At 70.0% G+C, this 16929-nt stretch carries 17 protein-coding genes and 1 tRNA gene; 12 read left to right on the top strand and 6 right to left on the bottom strand.

Translation table 11 applies throughout. The features are described from left to right. The first annotated feature begins 100 nt into the window (after window positions 1-100). From CH341_RS14400 to CH341_RS14390, 3 genes are all read left to right on the top strand, one after another. On the top strand, window positions 101-982 hold the full coding sequence (locus tag CH341_RS14400) for a branched-chain amino acid ABC transporter permease (RefSeq protein ID WP_111419706.1): 882 nt from the start codon (window positions 101-103) through the stop codon (window positions 980-982). Next, window positions 979-1971, top strand: a complete 993-nt coding sequence (locus CH341_RS14395) for a branched-chain amino acid ABC transporter permease (RefSeq protein WP_111419705.1) — start codon at window positions 979-981, stop codon at window positions 1969-1971. The genes CH341_RS14400 and CH341_RS14395 overlap by 4 nt, the downstream gene beginning before the upstream one ends. A 167-nt stretch (window positions 1972-2138) precedes the next feature. Then, complete coding sequence (locus CH341_RS14390) at window positions 2139-2327, top strand: hypothetical protein (protein ID WP_111419704.1); 189 nt, start codon at window positions 2139-2141, stop codon at window positions 2325-2327. A 106-nt stretch (window positions 2328-2433) separates the two neighbouring features. Here the strand turns inward: CH341_RS14390 and CH341_RS14385 are convergent, their stop codons facing one another. Next, a complete protein-coding gene (locus CH341_RS14385) occupies window positions 2434-3216 on the bottom strand; it encodes a potassium channel family protein (protein ID WP_210208304.1) in 783 nt (260 codons plus the stop codon). Next, window positions 3209-4627 carry a TAXI family TRAP transporter solute-binding subunit gene (locus CH341_RS14380; protein WP_111419703.1) on the bottom strand — a complete coding sequence of 473 codons (1419 nt, stop codon included), beginning with the start codon at window positions 4625-4627 and terminating at the stop codon, window positions 3209-3211. The genes CH341_RS14385 and CH341_RS14380 overlap by 8 nt, the downstream gene beginning before the upstream one ends. 527 nt (window positions 4628-5154) lie before the next feature. Between CH341_RS14380 and CH341_RS14375 the strand changes: the two genes are divergently transcribed. After that, the gene (locus CH341_RS14375; protein ID WP_146604478.1) at window positions 5155-5916 is read left to right on the top strand and encodes a hypothetical protein; all 762 of its coding nucleotides are present in this window, start codon (window positions 5155-5157) and stop codon (window positions 5914-5916) included. A 56-nt stretch (window positions 5917-5972) separates the two neighbouring features. Further along, window positions 5973-6200: a hypothetical protein gene (locus CH341_RS14370; protein ID WP_111419701.1), complete on the top strand. Its 228-nt coding sequence runs from the start codon at window positions 5973-5975 to the stop codon at window positions 6198-6200. Window positions 6201-6288: 88 nt separating this feature from the next. Here CH341_RS14370 and CH341_RS14365 read toward each other — a convergent pair whose 3' ends face one another. The 3 genes from CH341_RS14365 to CH341_RS14355 form a co-directional block, all read right to left on the bottom strand. Further along, window positions 6289-7272 carry a quinone oxidoreductase family protein gene (locus CH341_RS14365; RefSeq protein WP_210208297.1) on the bottom strand — a complete coding sequence of 328 codons (984 nt, stop codon included), beginning with the start codon at window positions 7270-7272 and terminating at the stop codon, window positions 6289-6291. A 387-nt stretch (window positions 7273-7659) separates the two neighbouring features. Then, complete coding sequence (locus tag CH341_RS14360; protein ID WP_342635016.1) at window positions 7660-8097, bottom strand: PilZ domain-containing protein; 438 nt, start codon at window positions 8095-8097, stop codon at window positions 7660-7662. Window positions 8098-8279: 182 nt separating this feature from the next. Continuing rightward, window positions 8280-8369: transfer RNA gene (locus CH341_RS14355), tRNA-Ser, on the bottom strand. A 435-nt stretch (window positions 8370-8804) separates the two neighbouring features. On the opposite strand from CH341_RS14355, the gene CH341_RS14350 reads away from it, so the two are divergent. After that, complete coding sequence (locus tag CH341_RS14350; protein WP_245431054.1) at window positions 8805-9161, top strand: hypothetical protein; 357 nt, start codon at window positions 8805-8807, stop codon at window positions 9159-9161. A gap of 240 nt (window positions 9162-9401) precedes the next feature. On the opposite strand, the gene CH341_RS14345 is transcribed toward CH341_RS14350, so the two are convergent. Next, complete coding sequence (locus CH341_RS14345; protein WP_111419699.1) at window positions 9402-9725, bottom strand: hypothetical protein; 324 nt, start codon at window positions 9723-9725, stop codon at window positions 9402-9404. A gap of 338 nt (window positions 9726-10063) precedes the next feature. On the opposite strand from CH341_RS14345, the gene CH341_RS14340 reads away from it, so the two are divergent. The 6 genes from CH341_RS14340 to CH341_RS14315 all read left to right on the top strand — a co-directional run bounded on the left by CH341_RS14340 (window position 10064) and on the right by CH341_RS14315 (window position 16843). Continuing rightward, window positions 10064-11005 carry a septal ring lytic transglycosylase RlpA family protein gene (locus CH341_RS14340; RefSeq protein WP_111419698.1) on the top strand — a complete coding sequence of 314 codons (942 nt, stop codon included), beginning with the start codon at window positions 10064-10066 and terminating at the stop codon, window positions 11003-11005. A 125-nt stretch (window positions 11006-11130) separates the two neighbouring features. Further along, entirely contained in the window at window positions 11131-12390 is a 1260-nt protein-coding gene (locus CH341_RS14335) for a D-alanyl-D-alanine carboxypeptidase family protein (protein WP_111419697.1), read from the top strand. A 19-nt stretch (window positions 12391-12409) separates the two neighbouring features. Beyond that, window positions 12410-13144 (top strand): dTMP kinase, encoded by a 735-nt coding sequence (gene tmk, locus CH341_RS14330; RefSeq protein ID WP_111419696.1) that lies wholly within the window; start codon window positions 12410-12412, stop codon window positions 13142-13144. Continuing rightward, window positions 13141-14193, top strand: coding sequence for a DNA polymerase III subunit delta' (locus CH341_RS14325; protein ID WP_111419695.1), 1053 nt, complete (start codon window positions 13141-13143; stop codon window positions 14191-14193). Before tmk ends, CH341_RS14325 begins: the two co-directional genes overlap by 4 nt. A 172-nt stretch (window positions 14194-14365) precedes the next feature. Then, window positions 14366-15916: a methionine--tRNA ligase gene (gene metG, locus CH341_RS14320; RefSeq protein ID WP_111419694.1), complete on the top strand. Its 1551-nt coding sequence runs from the start codon at window positions 14366-14368 to the stop codon at window positions 15914-15916. 132 nt (window positions 15917-16048) lie between these two features. Further along, window positions 16049-16843 (top strand): TatD family hydrolase, encoded by a 795-nt coding sequence (locus CH341_RS14315; RefSeq protein ID WP_111419693.1) that lies wholly within the window; start codon window positions 16049-16051, stop codon window positions 16841-16843. The last annotated feature ends 86 nt before the right edge of the window (window positions 16844-16929 follow it).

Genomic DNA, 16929 nt, shown 5'->3' with positions numbered 1-16929 from the left:
GACCCTCCCCCTCCAGGGGAGGGTGGGGGCAGATGCACAGCGCCGGAACTCTCTCCCGCCCGCGGAGAGAGCCGAGGATCGCGCCGAAGAGGTGACGTGAATGTTCGAACTCTTGGGCGTGCCGCCTCAGGCCCTGATGGGGCAGCTGTTGCTGGGGCTGATCAACGGGGCGTTCTATGCGCTGCTGTCGCTCGGGCTCGCCGTCATCTTCGGGCTGATGAACGTCATCAACTTCACCCACGGCGCCCAGTACATGATGGGCGCCTTCGTGGCCTGGATGCTGCTGCAGTACGGCGGCATCCCGTACTGGGGCGCGCTGGTGCTGGCGCCCTTGATCGTCGGCGCCACCGGCGTCGTCATCGAGCGGCTGCTGATCTCGCGCCTCTATCACCTCGACCATCTCTACGGCCTGCTGCTCACCTTCGGCCTCGCGCTGATCGTCGAGGGGCTGTTCCGCCAGCAATACGGCTCGTCCGGGCTGCCCTACAGCAACCCGATCCCGGGCGGCCAGAATCTCGGATTCATGTTCCTGCCCTGGTATCGCGGCTGGGTGGTGGCGTTCTCGCTCGCCGTCTGCCTGGTCACCTGGTTCACCATCGAGCGCACCAAGCTCGGCGCCTATCTGCGCGCCGCCACCGAGAGGCCGGAGCTGGTCCAGGCCTTCGGCGTCAACGTGCCGCGGATGATCACGCTGACCTACGGGGTCGGCGTCGGGCTCGCGGCGCTGGCCGGCGTGCTGGCCGCGCCGATCTACACGGTCAACCCGACCATGGGCTCGAACCTGATCATCGTGGTGTTCGCCGTCGTCGTCATCGGCGGCATGGGCTCGATCGCCGGCTCGATCGTCACCGGCTTCGGCCTCGGCGTCGTCGAGGGGCTGACGAAAGTCTTCTGGCCGGAGGCCTCGGCCACCGTCATCTTCGTCATCATGGCGATCGTGCTCATGGTGCGGCCGCAGGGCCTGTTCGGAACGCCGCGATGACCAGCCGCAAAGCCGCCAGCCGCGGCCGCAACGTCGACATGATCGTGTTCGCGGCCCTGATCGCCGCGCTGCTGGTCGCGCCGCTCGTCGTCTACCCGATCCTCCTGATGAAGGTCCTGTGCTTCGCGCTGTTCGCCTGCGCCTTCAATCTGCTCATCGGCTACGGCGGCCTGCTGTCGTTCGGGCACGCCATGTTCTTCGGCTTCGCCGCCTATGTGTCGGGCTACACGGTGAAGTCCTGGGGCTTTTCGACCGAGCTCGGGATCCTGTCGGGCGCGGCCGTCGCGGCCGGGCTCGGCCTCGTCGTCGGCCTGATCGCGATCCGCCGTCAGGGCATCTATTTCGCCATGGTGACGCTGGCGCTCGCCCAGATGGTGTTCTTCTTCTGCCTGCAGGCGCCGTTCACGGGCGGCGAGGACGGCATCCAGGCGATCCCGCGCCGGCCGCTGTTCGGCCTCGTCGACATCTCCAAGGACATCTCGTTTTACTACGTGGTGCTGGCGATCTTCGCGATCGGCTTCCTGATCATCTGGCGCACCATCCATTCGCCGTTCGGCCAGGTCCTCAAGGCGATCCGGGAGAACGAGGCGCGGGCGGTGTCGCTCGGCTACGCGGTCGACCGCTTCAAGCTGATCGCCTTCGTGCTGTCGGCGACGCTCGCCGGTCTCGCCGGCGCCACCAAGGCGATCGTCTTCCAGCTCGCCTCGCTCACCGACGTCACCTGGCAGATGTCCGGCGAGGTGGTGCTGATGACGCTGGTCGGCGGCATGGGCACGGTGTTCGGGCCGATCGTCGGCGCCGCCGTGATCGTCGTGATGCAGAACACCTTCACCGGCTTCGGCGAGTGGGTGCTGGTCGCCCAGGGCTGCATCTTCGTGCTCACCGTGCTGCTCTTCCGGCGTGGAATCGTCGGCGAGATCGTCGCCTTTGCGCGCCGCCGGGCCGCCCGCGGCGATGCGGTCGGCCGCGAGGCGCCGGCCGGCGGATAGGGCCGTCCGAGCCGCGGCCGAATTGGGCTAAGTGTCCGTATCTGTTCGATTTGCTGCGCTGCAAGAAACAAAATTGCAGAATCGCTTTGCATTGCGAAATAAACTGTTGCGCTGCGGGCCGAAGCACGTATCATCATACGGTCACAACCCGAGCAAGGAGACGCCCCGTGCTTCAGCGCAGCGATCTCGTCGCGTTCATGCCGAAATCCGACATGTGCGAATTCCTCGCGCGGGTCGCCCACGGACACGCCTCGTCGCTCCACGCCTGGGTGGTCGACGGCCTGCGCGATCACGGCCTGATCGACCGCCACGACCGGCTGACCGACCACGGCCACCGGCTGCTGGCGGGCGAATAGCGGGACCGGTCGGGCAGGCTGCGGGCGGAGGAGCCGGGCGTCGATCCGACGCCGGCTCCCGGAGGTCTCGGCCGCGCCGATCCTTCCGGCGCCCACCCTTCCAGCGTCAGTCCTTTCTGGCCCGCGGCCCGGGATGCTCGCCGCGCGAGGCGTCCTTGCCGCCGGTGCGCTCCGGGCGCCCTTCGCGCCGGTGCTCCAGCTCCAGCGTCACCAGGCGGGCCAGCAGGGTCGCCGGATAGAGCTGGCCGATGATCGTCTCCAAGTTGCACAGCGCCCGCGACACCGGATGGATCGGCGCGATGTCGCCGTAGCCGGTCGATGTCAGGGTGACGAAGCTGAAATAGATCAGGCTGCTGGCGAGGGCCGGGCTGTCGCGCACCTCGAGGCCCGAGAAGGCGTCCGGCAGCAGCAGGCCGGCGAAGGCGTAGATGGCGACGAAGGCGGCCGCGACCAGCAGATAGAGCAGCACGGCGCCGATGACGCGGTGGAAGTTCACCCGGCCCGGGCCGAACACCAGCCGCGCCACGACCGACCCGAGCACGACCGCGAGGATCAGCCAGCCGCCGGCGGCGAGCAGGATGTCGGTCCGCGACGGCGTGTGCAGCCGCAGCACCACGGCGGTCGCGTTCATCGCCAGGCCGACCAGCAGCAGGGCGAAGACGAGCGGGCTGCCGGACATCACGAGGGCTGTCCCCATGATGCCGATAAGCACCACGCCGCCCGCGATCTGGGCCGGCTCCGAGCCTGTCGCCTGCAGCGGCACCGCGACGAAGAACAGCAGCAGCATCAGGATCATCAGCACGGTCAGGAGCTGGTCGCTCCAGCGTTCCTGCATGCCTTTCAGGCGCGCCTTCAGGCCGCCCGGCGGCCGGTCGGACGGGTCACGCATGCCGGGCCTCCAGCAAGGTGTCCCGCGGCGCCGTCGGGGTGCGCGTCGCGGTGCCGCCGAGCGCCGCCCGGCGCTGGGCGATCAGCCGCTCGAGCCGGTAGGTCGCGAGTGTCAGGGCGGACGGCTCCGCGGCGTCGGCATCGCGCCGGGCGATCTTGTCGAGCTCGGCATGCAGGATGCGGTCGATCTGCCGCTCGAGATCGGCGATCTGCGGCTCGTCGGCGGCCGTCTCGATCGTCTCCGACAGGGCGCATAGTCGCGCCAGCGCCCGGTCGCCCGGATCCGGCTCCTTCGCCATGAACTTCCACGCCCCCGCGAACAGCGAGGTCAGCGAGCCGAGCAGCATCGAGCCGTAGAAGATCTGGTCGCCGTACTTGTCGAAGAAGGTCTTCACGTCGCCGTCGAAATAGGCTGCGGCGCCGGGATGAATCGGCACGAAAGCGTCCTTGTCGGTGCTGGGTGCGCTGATCTGGGCCAGAATCGGGTGCTCGGCGACGAGATCGCGCCGCGTGTCCATGATCGACTTGGCGAGCGCCGTCACGGCGTCGTCGTCCAGGGTCTTCTTGGCGAGCAGATAGACCGGCACGCGCAGGGTCGTCAGGTCGTCGTCCGGGATCGGCGGCGAGCCGCGCAGCGTGCCCTTCGGCAGGTCGTAGCTCTCGTAGGCCCGGAACACCGCGGCGATCGCGCCGGCCGCCTCGATCGGAACCAGGCCGAGCCCCTGCTTGCCGGCCGGCGGGAAGAGGCTGCGCAGCAGGCCCAGGTAGCGCTCGGTCACCGGCATCACCACCAGGAGGGCGGCGATCTGCTTGGCCGCGATGGCCTGCTTCGCCTCGAACGGCACCATCGGCCGGAACGCGACCTTCAGGTGATCGAGGTCGTACTCCTTCTTCAGCGCCTCGACGACCTGGCCGTTGACCGAGCCGCCGATCACGCCGATCGTCTTGCCCTTGAGGTCGGCCATCTCCTCGATCTTGCTGCCCGGCGGGGTGACGATCAGCACGACCGTGTTGGAGACGATCACGACGGCGCGCGCATCGGCGAGGTTGCCGACGTCGCCGCGCCCGACCACCAGGTCGACCTCGCCGGCCGCGAAGGCCTTCTCGGCGTCGATCACGGTGCCCTTGTCGACCACCTTGAGCCGCACCGGCGCGTTGATGGTGGCGAGGCGCGTCGCCATCGCCGAGACGGTCTTCGGCAGCTCGCCGTCGATCGAGCCGACCGCCACCGTGAGGGTGCGGGGGGTGGTGAAGAAGCGATAGCCGTAGAGCCCGACGCCGAGCGCGATCACGATGGCGGCCAGCACCACGGTGACGCGCAGCCAGCGCGGCAGGCGTCCGGTCGCGACGGCCGCCACCACGGCGACGGCCGCGGCGCCGATGGCGACCTTCTGAAGCTGCTCCTGTTCCATGCCCCCTCCGGCGTCGCGCGGTTCGGACCGCCCCGTGCCGAACCGGTATCGTCTGGTTCGTCCGGCCTGTCGAGGGGCGTTACGGCCGCTCCTACGCCGCGGGCGAGGGCGGGGCGGCTCGGCGGCGCCCGTCCCGCCGTCGGCGCGCCCGGTGCGGCGGCGACCCGCGTCCGCCCGCGTCGTGGGTGGGCACGACCCGCGGCATCCTCGGACCTTGGCGTTTCGGTGCGGGAAACGTCGCGCCGCCGCGCCGGAAAAAAAGAGGATCGCACGTCATCCTCCTGTCAGGCTAGTCCTCGACGTGATCAGATCCGTGGGCTTTCGCATCCGCAACGGCGCCGCAGTCCCTTGGCGGAACGTGCTCGCGCTCCGCCGCGCGGCGGTATGTGCGCTGCAGTCCCGTGCGTGAGACGTGATTAGTTCGCGCCCGTGTCTGAACAGTCATTCATCAGAAAAATCAGATATGATCCGAACCGCGTCGTGGGAGCGCGGTTCACCTCTCGGGGAAACGACCAGAGGAGAACCTCATGAGAATTGCTCTGCTCGCTTTGAGTGCGGCGACGGCGATCGGGCTGTCCGGAGTTGCGACCGCCCAGTCGCCGCAGGCGAAACCGCTGCGTCTCGCGCAAGCCTCGGGAAGTTCCGGCGGATCGGGCGGCGCCGCGATGTCGGGCTCCGGCGGCTCCAGTTCGGAGCAGGGGCGGACCACCGGATCGGCGCGTGGACAGACCGAGACGTCGGGCCGCGGCGGCATGAGCAGCGGTCGCGTCGAAGGCGGCGCGGGCGTGCGGGCCGGTCGTGAGGGCGGCATGGAGAGCCGCACCACGCGCACGCGGACTCGGACCTCGGTGACGACCCGCGGCGGCGGCAGCGACATCCATGTGCGCCGGCATCGCCGCGCCGTCGTGTCGTACGAGGACCGCTCGCCGTCCTACACGGTGGTGAAGAAGAGCAAGCGCTATGTGCGCGGCAAGAAGCGCACGCGCATCTATGCGAGCGAGCCGTCCTCTCGCACGACCGTCGTGCGGCGCCATCGGCCCGACGTCGTGGTGCGCTCGCGCAGCACGGTGAGCCGCACCGTCGACGGACCGCGCGCCTCCGTGCGGGTTCGCAGCGGATCGAGCGAGTCGACCACCCGCACCACGACGCGGTCGCGCACCACCACGGGCGAGAGCCGCTCGGGCGAGAGCCGCACGGGCGAGAGCCGGACCGGTGTGTCAGGACGCGGCTCGGGCTCGACGACGACGGGCAGCAGCGGCGCTGGCGCCTCGGTCGGCGGCAGCCGCTGACGTCTCGTCCAGACCCATCCAGCAATCTGATCAGAAGCTGAACCAAGGAGGCTAGAATGAAGCATCTCGTGATCGCGACCGGCATCCTCGTCGCGGCCAGCGGCATCGCCGCGGCGCAGACCACCGAGTACTACATCGTGCAGGACACGGCGACGAAGCGGTGCACGATCGTCGACAAGAAGCCCACCACACAGACGACCGTGGTGGTCGGCGACGGCAAGGTCTACACGTCCCGGAGCGAGGCCGAGACCGCCGTCAAGACCGTGAAGGTCTGCACGCAGTAGACCGACGAGCGACGGCACCTCGAACGCGGCGAGCCGCCGGCCCGACAGCCGGCTGCTCTTCGTCGTGCGCGGCAGACGGATCGACGCCTCACGGGATCAGCAGCGAGGCTCCGATCGTCTTGCCGGACTCGAGGTCGCGATGGGCGCTCGGCGCGTCGGAGAGCGCGTAGCGCTGGCCGATGCTCGGCTTGATCGCGCCGGCGCGGACGAGGTCGAACAGCTTCGTCGCCGAGGCCAGCATGTCGGGGCGGGCCGAGCAGTAGGTCGCGAGCGTCGGCCGGGTGAAATAGAGCGAGCCGCTCTTCTGCAGCAGCGCCGCCTCGACCGGCGGCGGAGCGCCCGTGGTGGTGCCGAACGAGACGAAGACGCCGCGCGGCGCCAGGCTCTTGATCGAGGTCTCGAAGGTCGCCTTGCCGATCGAGTCGTAGACCACCGGCACGCCGGCGCCGCCCGTGATCTCCTTGACGCGGGCCAGCACGTCCTCGCGCGTCCGGTCGATCACGAACGCGTAGCCGCTCTGTTTCGCCAGCCGGCACTTCTCCTCGCCCGCCGCGACCCCGATCATGCGGGCGCCGATGTGGCGGCCCCACTGGCCGGCGATCAGGCCGACGCCGCCGGACGCCGCGTAGAACAGCGCGAACTCGCCGGCCTTGAGCGGGTAGCAGCGGGTCAGCAGATATTCGGCCGTCATGCCCTTCATCAGGAGCGCGGCGGCGTCCTCCTCGGCGATGCCGTCCGGGATCGCGATCAGCCGGTCCGCCGGCATGTTGCGCAGGTCCGCATAGGATCCGGGTGCGCCGCTCGCATAGACGACGCGGTCGCCCGCCTCGAACTCGGTGACGCCGCTGCCGACCTGCTCCACCACGCCGGCCGCCTCGGTGCCGACCCCGGCCGGGGTCGGCGCGGGGTAATAGCCGGAGCGGAAATAGCAGTCCATGTAGTTGAGGCCGACGGCGTGCTGCCGGATCTGGACCTCGCCCGGACCGGGATCCGGCAGGTCGATCGTCTCCATGGCGAGCACCTCGGGCGCACCCGCGGTCGCGTATCGCACCACCCGTGCCTTGCTGGTCATGCTGCGTCTCCTCCGGACCGTTCTTTGGGAGCCGGCACCGCAGGCGGGACGGGAGGCGATGCCGATCTGACACCGGAGTCCTTATCAATCCGGCCGGACCGACGGAACGCACGGTCGCGTGGGACGTGCCATGTGAAAACGCGAGGCGTGGGACGGGGCCGACCCGGCCGGGCGCCGCCACTCCGGAGAGGCCGTCCGCGACGCCGCGCCGCGGGGGCCTCTCGGGCGACGGCGCGGAAAAACGGCCTGGACTGATCTTTGTCAAAGTCGCGCCTGCGAGTCCCTTCTACAAGGATCGTGTCGCGCCGCTTCACGGGGGTGAGTGGTGTGACGCAAACGGGGCGGTCCTCACGGGCCGCCCCTTTTTTCATGGGCCCGGAGGTCGGGTCAGCGCGCCGTGCCGACCGCGATCGAGGCGTGCTTGGTGGAGGTCCGGCCGGGCAGGGCGGGACTGCCGGCGGCCGCGACCGCGCGTCCGGTCGCCTCTGCACCCGTGTCCGACCCGTCGCCCGAGCTCACGCGTCGTGCGGACGAGCTCGCCCGCCGCGGCTTCGCGATGATCCGCAGGAACCGGGTCCCGATCTGGTCGCCGTTCAGCCAGGCCTTCTGGCAGCGCCGGTGCGCGGTGCCGAAATTGGAGAAGATGAGGAAGAACTCGTCGAGATTGAGCGTCTCGATGTCGCCCTCGACCTGCAGCTTGGCGCCGTTCTGCGAGACGTCGAGGATGAAGCAGCGCCGCTGCCACGTTCCGTCGATCCCGATCATCCGGGCCGCGTAGCCGTCCCGGAACTCCACGCGGTAGTCGGCTCGATTCTCGAAGCGCATGGAATCCGTCGATCGGGGCACGTACCGCGGGTTGCGGATCGAGAGTGTGGTCGATGGTCTGTAAATAATCCTTTACGGTAGGATAGGGCCGACGTCTCGGTCGGTCGGATAGGTCCGGTTAGCCGGCACGGCGGAGGAACCGGAGAGCCCACACGCGGCGCACGTGGACGAGTCCTGCGGGATGGCGGAAGGGGTGGGATTCGAACCCACGGTGGGCTTGCACCCACGCCGGTTTTCAAGACCGGTGCCTTAAACCACTCGGCCACCCTTCCGGCACGATGATCATCCGCCTAGCAGACGGGACGATCCGCCGGAAGCCCGATGTAGGGACGGCGGGTGGGTGTGGACACGGCGTCCGCGCCCGGCGCACTCGATCCGGCGCGTCGCGAGCGTCCATATCCAGGGCTTCCGAGATGACCCTAGCGGCCGATCGACCCGGAGGCGCCGCTAGCTTTCGGAACGGCCCCCGGTCGTGAAGGCTCCGGCTCGCCAGGCCCCGTCCACACCCGTTCATGCCGGTCGTTCGCCCGGATGCTGCCCCTGCGGCCCGGCGTTGCGTCGGCCCTAATCCGGCTTAGCTTGATTTCAACCCCTGACCTCGGGTGTGAGCCCGGACAACTTACGGCTTGGCGGCGGCGGAATGTGGCGATATCGTGGCGGCATCGGAATAATGCCTGACAACATAGGGGGATGAGGTGCGGTGGGGAGTGCTGGTTTTGGCCGTCGTGTTGGCCGGGTGTGCCACCAAGTCCGAAGATGTCGCGCCGAGCTATGTCTCGCCGTATCAGTTCGAAGCACTAACCTGCTCGCAGGTCGCCGAGGAAAGCCAGCGGATCGCTCAGCGGGCCAATGAGCTGGCCGGCGTCCAGGACAGCAAGCGCACCAAGGACACCGTGGCGACGACGGTCGCGGTCGTCGTGTTCTGGCCGGCCGCGTTCCTGGTCAGCGGCGACGATCGCAACACCGCCGAGCTGGCCCGCCTGCGGGGAGAGATGCAGGCCCTCGAGCAGGTGTCGATCCGCAAGCGCTGCGGCATCCAGTTCCAGCGACCGACGACCGGGTGACGGGCCGCCCTGGTGGCGCCGATCACCGGTTGTCACCGCTGCGTGCTGCATGGCCCCGAAACGAAAAAAGGGCGGCCCCTGAGGACCGCCCAATTCCGTTGCACCACTCACCCCCGTGAAGCGGCGCGAACGGTGTGTTTTTACGGGGTCGGCGTGGCCCGCGCTTTGATCCAGATCAGTGAGCTGCAGAATCCCGACCCGGCGCGGACAAAGTCGTGTCGGCGCGGCGGTCCGCCCGGGTCAGCGGCGGTTGAACCAGGCGCGAATCGCCTGCATGCGGTCCACCGAGGTGGTGTCGGAGCCGCCCTGCGGGTCGCACTGCGACACGCCCTTGTCACGGAACTCGCCGTTGCGATTGTCGAAGGAGAGTCGCTGGCACAGCTTCTGGGAATCGGGGGCGAGCCGGATCGTGCCCTCGCTGCCCGAGTGCGGACGGGCGGCCGATATCCGGTCGGGGATCATCGAGACGCCGGCCACCATCAGCCCGAGGCCGGCGATCGCGCCGGCCGCGAGGCGAAGATGGGACCGGGACAGCCCGGGGAAGCGGGAGCGCCGAACTCGCATGGACAATCCTTGTCGTGCGTCGGGGGAAACTTAGCCGCCCGGCGTTAACGGCCGCTTCCATTGCACGGTGCAATGCATGCGATCGCGCGCGGCCGGACTGCATCCCGGACAGACCTCGTGCGGCGGTGCCCGGGTTGTCTTGTTTCCGGCTCATTTACCTTGCCAGAGTCTTTCCGTTCCGCGTCGCGACGCGGGAGCGTATCGTTCGGCCCGAGCCGGTCGTGACCTCGTCGTCGCGCCGGCTCGATCGTGGACGACCGGCGCCTCGTTCGGGGGAACGCGGCGCGCCTTCGGCGTTCACGAGACCAGGGCAAGGCAGGAGGGGGGATCCTCGTCGGATGATCCGGGGGGAGAATCGGGGACGGCTGGCTCGGCTGGCGCGCGTCGGCGCCGCCGCGAGCGCGTGCGTCGTCCTGGCCCAATGCTCGGCCGGCAACGGCAAGCTGTTTCCGCAGATCGATCCACGCTACGGCGTCTCCGCCAGCCCGCGCGTCATCGACCCCGGCGACCCGGTGCCGAAAGGCGGCGGCGGCTATCGCATCGGCAAGCCCTATATGGTGGGCGGCCGCATGTACGTCCCCGAGGAGGACGTGAACTACCGGGCCGAAGGGCTCGCCTCCTGGTACGGCACCGATTTCCACGGCCGGCTGACAGCGAACGGCGAGGTGTTCGACATGCACAGCATGTCGGCCGCCCATCCGACCCTGCCGATGCCGAGCTACGTCCGGGTCACCAATCTGGGCAACAACCGCTCCATCGTGTTGCGCGTCAACGACCGCGGGCCGTTCCACCAGGGCCGGCTGATCGACGTGTCGAACAAGGCCGCCGACATGCTGGGCTTCCAGTCCAACGGCACGGCGCGGGTGCGGGTCGAGTATGTCGGCCGGGCGCCGCTGGAAGGCTCCGACGACGGACTCCTGATGGCGACCCTGCGCCAGGGCGAGCCGGCGCCGCCGCCCTCGCTGGTGATGGTCGCGGCGACGCGGCCCTTCGTGCCGAATCTGCGCCCGTCCGGGCCGCTGCCGCGCAGCGGCGTGCCGATGCCGCCGGAGCGGCCGTTCAGCCTCGGGCTCGAGGATCAGCCGGCCTCCGCGCCGACGCGGTCCGGCTCGGGCCGCACCTCGCAGCGTCAGCCGCTGCCGGCCGACAAGGCCCCGGTGATGGCGGCGGGCCGCGACCGCGACAGCCGGAAACCCGCGACCCCGACCCTGGCAGCGGTCGAATCGCGCCCCGCACGTGATCCTCTGCCGGCCGTGATGACCGGGCGGGGCCTCTACTAGGTCGCGAAGATCGCGACGCAGCCGTCGGTTTTCCCTCGATATTTCAGATTTGATCCGCGACCGCTGTTGTCCCGGCGGGCCGCCCGCGCCATTGTTCCGGCCAAGTCTTTTGGAACTCCAGGGCCATGATCACATTGTTTCGCCGCCTGCGGGCGGCTCGTGCGGGCGTGTCGGGTCGCGGCCGGCGGGCCGACCGGCTCTTCGGCGCGGGCGTGCTGCTGCTCGCCCTCGTGGTCGGCGCGGCCGCCGCCAACAACTCGGTCACGGGCGCCAAGAAGGAGGAGGGGTTCCAGACCGCGGCGCCCTACGCCATCCTGATCGACGCGGAGACCGGCACGGTTCTGTACGAGAAGGGTGCCGACGTCCCCAGCCCGCCGTCGAGCCTTCTCAAGCTGATGACCGCCGAGGTGGTCTTCAACGAGATCAAGTCCGGACGGATCACGGCCGACCAGGAGTTCATGGTCAGCGAGGACGCCTGGCGGCGCGGCGGCGCGCCGTCGCACACCTCGAGCATGTTCGCACCGATCCACAGCCGCGTGCGGGTGGAGGATCTGCTGCGCGGGCTGATCATCCAGTCGGGCAACGACGCGGCGATCGCGCTCGCCGAGGGGATCGGCGGCAACGAGCGCAGCTTCGCCCAGACGATGGTGAAGCGCGCCCGCGAGCTCGGCCTGACGCGCTCGACCTTCGGCAACGCCACCGGCCTGCCGGACCCGGCCAACCTGGTGACGATGCGGGAGCTCGCCAAGCTCGCCCAGCACATCATCAAGACCTATCCGGACTTCTATCCGATCTACGGCGAGCGCGAGTTCACCTGGAACAAGATCCGCCAGCTCAACCGCAATCCGCTGCTGCCGCTCAACATCGGCGCCGACGGCATGAAGACCGGCTTCACGGCGGACGGCGGCTACGGCCTGGTCGGCTCGGCCCAGCAGAACGGGCTGCGGCTGATCGTGGCGATCAACGGGCTGAAGACCGCCAAGGACCGCGCCGACGAGGGCAAGCGGCTGCTCGACTGGGGCTTCTCCGGCTTCGAGGCGCGGCCGCTGTTCGCCGACGGGCAGATCATCGGCGACGCCAAGGTGTTCGGCGGCGCCCAGGGCAGCGTGCCGCTGATCGCCGACAAGGCCGTGTCGGTGCTGGTGCCGAAGAACACCACCGACCGCATCTCGGCCCGGATCGTCTACACCGGGCCGGTGCGGGCACCGGTGGCCGAGGGCCAGGCGGTCGGCAAGCTGCGGGTGCTCCGCGGCGACAACGTCACGTTGGAGGTCCCGCTGAAGACGTCCGAGGCGGTCGAGGTGGGCAACCTGCCGCAGCGCGCCATGGACGTCGTCACCGAGGTGGTGATCGGCTGGATCAAGCAGGGGTTCGCGCGCATCTAGCGCCGCGGAGCGAGGACGCATGCGCGGCAAGTTCATCACCTTCGAAGGCGGGGAGGGGTCCGGCAAGTCGACCCAGGCCGCGCTCCTGGCCGGCCGGCTGCGCACCCTCGGAATCTCGGTCGTGCTGACCCGCGAGCCGGGCGGCTCGCCCGGCGCCGAGGCGGTGCGGCACGTCCTGCTCAGCGGCGCCGCCAAGCCGCTCGGGGCCGAGGCCGAGGCCATCCTGTTCGCCGCCGCCCGCGCCGACCACCTGGACCAGACCATCCGGCCGGCGCTGGAGCGCGGCGCCTGGGTGGTGTGCGACCGCTTCGTCGACTCGACCCGCGTCTACCAGGGCGCCGTCGGCAAGGTCGAGTCGACCGTCATCCGGGCGCTCGAGCGCGTCACGGTCGGCGATACGCTGCCGGACCTCACCATCGTGCTGGACCTGCCCGCCGAGACCGGTCTCGCCCGCGCCGCGGGCCGCCGCGAGGGCGGCGCCGTCGACCGCTTCGAGGGTGAGGCGCTGGCTTTTCACGCGGCGCTGCGCGACGCCTACCGGGTGATCGCCGCGGCCGAGCCGGAACGCTGCGCCGTCATCGACGCCGCCCCGCCTCCGCCGCGGATCGCCGACGAGGTGTGGACCGTGGTCTGCGCCCGGCTCGGCGCCGCCCAGGTCGAGACCGACAAGGTCGAGCCGGATCCGGAGCGCAGCCCGCCCGACGGCGAGCCGTCGGCCCGGCCCAGGGCCGCGCTCGACGCGGCCGTCTCGTGAGCCGCGCCCCGCGCGCCGCCCGCGAGGAGACGGCCGCCGTCCCGCATCCCCGCGAGACCCTCGACCTGGTCGGCCACGCGGCCGCCGAGGCGACGCTGCTCGGCGCCTACAAGTCCGGGCGGGTGCCGCACGCCTGGCTGATCGGCGGGCCCGGCGGGATCGGCAAGGCGACGCTGGCCTACCGGTTCGCCCGTTTCGTCCTGGCCCATCCGGAGCCCGCCGCGCCGGCCGTGCAAGCGGCCACCTCGCTGGCGCTGCCGCACGACCATCCGGTGGTGCGCCGCGTCTCCGCCGCCACCGAGGGGGCGCTCCTGGCGCTGGAGCGCACGCCGGGGGAGAAGACCGAGACGGTGCGCACCGTCATCACGGTCGACCAGGTCCGCGAGACGGTCGGCTTCTTCGGCGCCACGGCGACGGGCGGGGGCTGGCGCGTGTGCGTCGTCGATGCCGCCGAGGAACTGAAATATCCCGAAGGCGCCAATGCCTTGCTGAAGATTCTGGAGGAGCCACCGCAACGCGCGCTCCTCCTCCTGGTCAGCCATTCGCCCGGCCGGCTGCTGCCCACCATCCGGTCGCGCTGCCGCATGCTGACGCTGCGGCCGTTGAGCGTGCCCGAGGTCGTCGCGGCCGCCGCCGTGGCGCTCGGCCGCGATCCGGCCGATCCCGGCCTCGCCCAGGCGGCGGCCGCCGCCGACGGCTGCGTGTCGCGCGCCATCGCCCTTTCGGGCGGCCCTCTGCTGGCGTTGCGCGACAAGGTGACGGCGCTGCTCGCCCAGGTGCCGAGCCCGGACCCGCGCGCCCTGCATTCGCTCGGCGACACGTTGGAGCGCGCCGACCGCGAGCTGGTCGAGACCTTCGTCGAGACGGTGCGGGACTGGCTGTCGCGCGAGCTGCGCCGCGAGCCGCAGGCGGTGCGCCGCCTCGCCCCCTACGCCGAGGCCTGGACGAAGCTCGACACCGCCGCCCGCGACGTCCTCACCCTCAACCTCGACCGCCGCGCCCTGGTCTTCGCCGTGTTCGGCTGGCTTGCCGAGGCGGCACGGGGTTGATACCCAGGCGGCGACCTTCTCGAGGACCCCGTCATTCCGGGACGGCGCGACGCGCCGGACCCGGAATCCAGCCACGAATGCCGGGCTTGCTGGCTGGATTCCGGGTTCGCGGCTTCGCCGCGCCCCGGAATGACGGGGAACCCGTCACCCGATTGCCTGTGAGCTGCACATCATGGCCTCCAAGCGCTACTACCTCACCACTGCCATCGCCTACCCGAACGGGGCGCCGCACATCGGCCATGCCTACGAGGTGATCGCCACCGACGCGATCGCCCGCTTCATGCGGCTCGACGGCTACGACGTGCACTTCCTCACCGGCACCGACGAGCACGGCCAGAAGATGGTGCAGACGGCCGCCAAGGCGGGCCTCGGGCCGCGCGAGCTGGCCGACCGCAACGTCGCCCTGTTCCGCGCCATGGACGCGACGCTGAACATCTCGAACGACGACTTCATCCGCACCACCGAACCGCGCCATCACGCGTCGTCCAAGGCGATCTGGGAGCGCATGGCCGCCAACGGCGACGTGTACCTGTCGAAATACGCGGGCTGGTACTCGGTGCGCGACGAGGCGTTCTACACCGAGAGCGAGACCACGGTCGGCGACGACAAGGTGCGGCGCGGCCCGTCCGGCACGCCGGTCGAATGGGTCGAGGAGGAGAGCTGGTTCTTCAAGCTCTCCGCCTACCAGCAGAAGCTGCTCGACCTCTACGAGCGGGTGCCCGACTTCGTGCTGCCCAAGGAGCGCATGAACGAGGTGGCGAGCTTCGTCCGCGGCGGGCTGCAGGATCTGTCGATCTCGCGCACCACCTTCGACTGGGGCATCCCGGTCCCGGGCGACGAGAAGCACATCATGTATGTGTGGATCGACGCGCTGACCAACTACATCACCGGCGTCGGCTTCCCCGACACCGACAGCGCCATGTTCCAAAAGTACTGGCCGGCCGACTTGCACGTCATCGGCAAGGACATCCTGCGGTTTCACGCCGTCTACTGGCCGGCCTTCCTGATGTCGGCCGGCGTCGACGTGCCGCGGCGCGTCTTTTCGCACGGATTTCTGTTCAACCGGGGCGAGAAGATGTCGAAGTCGGTCGGCAACGTCATCGACCCGGTCGGGCTCGCCGACCTCTACGGCGTCGATCCGCTGCGCTACTTCTTCCTGCGCGAGGTGCCGTTCGGCCAGGACGGCAGCTACTCGCACGAGGCGATCGTCAACCGCATCAACGCGGATCTCGCCAACGACCTCGGCAACCTGGCCCAGCGCTCGCTGTCGATGCTCGGCAAGGCTTTTGGGGGCGTGCTGCCGACACCCGGCGCGTTCTCCGACAACGACAGGACGATCCTGGCCGCCGCCGATGTGCTGATCGACAAGGCGCGCGAGGCGATGGCGACCCAGCAGATCCACCAGATGCTCAACGCCGTGTGGGCCGTGGTGGCGGACGCCAACCGGTACTTCGCCGGCGAGGCGCCTTGGGCGCTCGCCAAGACCGATCCGGCCCGCCAGGGCACCGTGCTGTACGTGACGGCCGAAGTCCTGCGGCAGGTCGCCATCCTGGCCCAGCCGGTGATGCCGACCGCGTGCGGCAAGCTGCTCGACATCCTGGCCGTGCCGGCCGACGCCCGCGACTTCACCCGGCTCGGCGGAGCGACCCGCATCGCGCCCGGCACCACGCTGCCGCCGCCCGCGCCGGTGTTCCCCCGCTGGATCGAGCCGGCGGCGGAGTGAGAAACATGGTGCTTGGTCATTCCGGGGCGCTGCGCAGCAGCGAACCCGGAATCCAGCCACGAACTCGGAGCCTTCGGCTGGATTCCGGGTTCGCGCCTACGGCGCGCCCCGGAATGACTGCGGAGTAGGTCCATGCTCGTCGACAGCCACTGCCATCTCGACTTTCCCGACTTCGCCGAGGATCTCGACGGGATCGTCGCCCGGGCCAGGGCGGCCGGGATCGGCCGCATGGTGTCGATCTCGACGCGGGTGCGCCGACACGATGCGCTGCTCGCCATTGCCGAGCGCTACGACGACGTGGTGTGCTCCGTCGGCACCCACCCGCATCACGTCGCCGAGGAGACGGACGTGACGCTCGACGAGCTTTTGGCGCGGGCGGCACACCCGAAGGTGGTGGCGATCGGCGAGGCCGGGCTCGACTACTTCTACGACTACGGTCCGCGCGACCTGCAGGCGGCGAGCTTCCTGATCCACGTCGACGCCGCGCGAAAATCCGGGCTGCCGCTGGTGATCCATACCCGCGAGGCCGATGCCGACATGCAGCGCATGCTGGAGGAGGAGGCCGCCAAGGGGCCGTTCGTCGCCGTGCTGCACTGCTACACGGGCGGCCGCGAGCTGGCGCTGCGCGCCGTCGAGCTCGGTCACTCCATCGGCTTCACCGGCATCGTGACGTTCAAGAAGTCCGACGCGCTGCGGGCGCTCGCCGCCGAGCTCCCGGCCGACCGGATTCTCGTCGAGACCGACGCCCCGTATCTGGCGCCCGGGAAATTCCGCGGCAAGCGCAACGAGCCGGCCTATGTGGTCGAGACGGCGCGAGTGCTGGCCGAGACCCGCGGCGTGACGCCAGAGGCGTTCGCGGCGCAGACGACGGAAAACTTCTTCCGCCTGTTCTCCAAGACGCCGCGGCCCGTGGAGGCGGCGGCGTGATATGAGTTTCCGCTCTTCTCCGGTCATTCCGGGGCGCCGCGCAGCGGCGAACCCGGAATCCAGCGGAGAGCGCGGAGCGAGTGGCT

This window comes from Rhodoplanes roseus (genome assembly GCF_003258865.1).
GTDB classification, from domain to species: Bacteria; Pseudomonadota; Alphaproteobacteria; order Rhizobiales; family Xanthobacteraceae; genus Rhodoplanes; species Rhodoplanes roseus.
Note: the sequence above shows the minus strand (reverse complement) of the source record. Positions and strands in the feature narration are given on the sequence as shown.

What these genes read in the sequence shown, in the direction of transcription:
- CH341_RS14315 (WP_111419693.1), top strand. Translation starts at nt 16,049, where the DNA reads ATGCTCGTCGACAGCCACTGCCATCTCGACTTTCCCGACTTCGCCGAG.
- CH341_RS14335 (WP_111419697.1), top strand. Translation starts at nt 11,131, where the DNA reads ATGATCACATTGTTTCGCCGCCTGCGGGCGGCTCGTGCGGGCGTGTCG.
- CH341_RS14360 (WP_342635016.1), bottom strand. Translation starts at nt 8,097, where the DNA reads ATGCGCTTCGAGAATCGAGCCGACTACCGCGTGGAGTTCCGGGACGGC.
- CH341_RS14400 (WP_111419706.1), top strand. Translation starts at nt 101, where the DNA reads ATGTTCGAACTCTTGGGCGTGCCGCCTCAGGCCCTGATGGGGCAGCTG.
- CH341_RS14370 (WP_111419701.1), top strand. Translation starts at nt 5,973, where the DNA reads ATGAAGCATCTCGTGATCGCGACCGGCATCCTCGTCGCGGCCAGCGGC.
- tmk (WP_111419696.1), top strand. Translation starts at nt 12,410, where the DNA reads ATGCGCGGCAAGTTCATCACCTTCGAAGGCGGGGAGGGGTCCGGCAAG.
- CH341_RS14345 (WP_111419699.1), bottom strand. Translation starts at nt 9,725, where the DNA reads ATGCGAGTTCGGCGCTCCCGCTTCCCCGGGCTGTCCCGGTCCCATCTT.
- CH341_RS14380 (WP_111419703.1), bottom strand. Translation starts at nt 4,627, where the DNA reads ATGGAACAGGAGCAGCTTCAGAAGGTCGCCATCGGCGCCGCGGCCGTC.
- CH341_RS14365 (WP_210208297.1), bottom strand. Translation starts at nt 7,272, where the DNA reads ATGACCAGCAAGGCACGGGTGGTGCGATACGCGACCGCGGGTGCGCCC.
- CH341_RS14340 (WP_111419698.1), top strand. Translation starts at nt 10,064, where the DNA reads ATGATCCGGGGGGAGAATCGGGGACGGCTGGCTCGGCTGGCGCGCGTC.
- CH341_RS14385 (WP_210208304.1), bottom strand. Translation starts at nt 3,216, where the DNA reads ATGCGTGACCCGTCCGACCGGCCGCCGGGCGGCCTGAAGGCGCGCCTG.
- CH341_RS14375 (WP_146604478.1), top strand. Translation starts at nt 5,155, where the DNA reads ATGAGAATTGCTCTGCTCGCTTTGAGTGCGGCGACGGCGATCGGGCTG.
- CH341_RS14395 (WP_111419705.1), top strand. Translation starts at nt 979, where the DNA reads ATGACCAGCCGCAAAGCCGCCAGCCGCGGCCGCAACGTCGACATGATC.
- metG (WP_111419694.1), top strand. Translation starts at nt 14,366, where the DNA reads ATGGCCTCCAAGCGCTACTACCTCACCACTGCCATCGCCTACCCGAAC.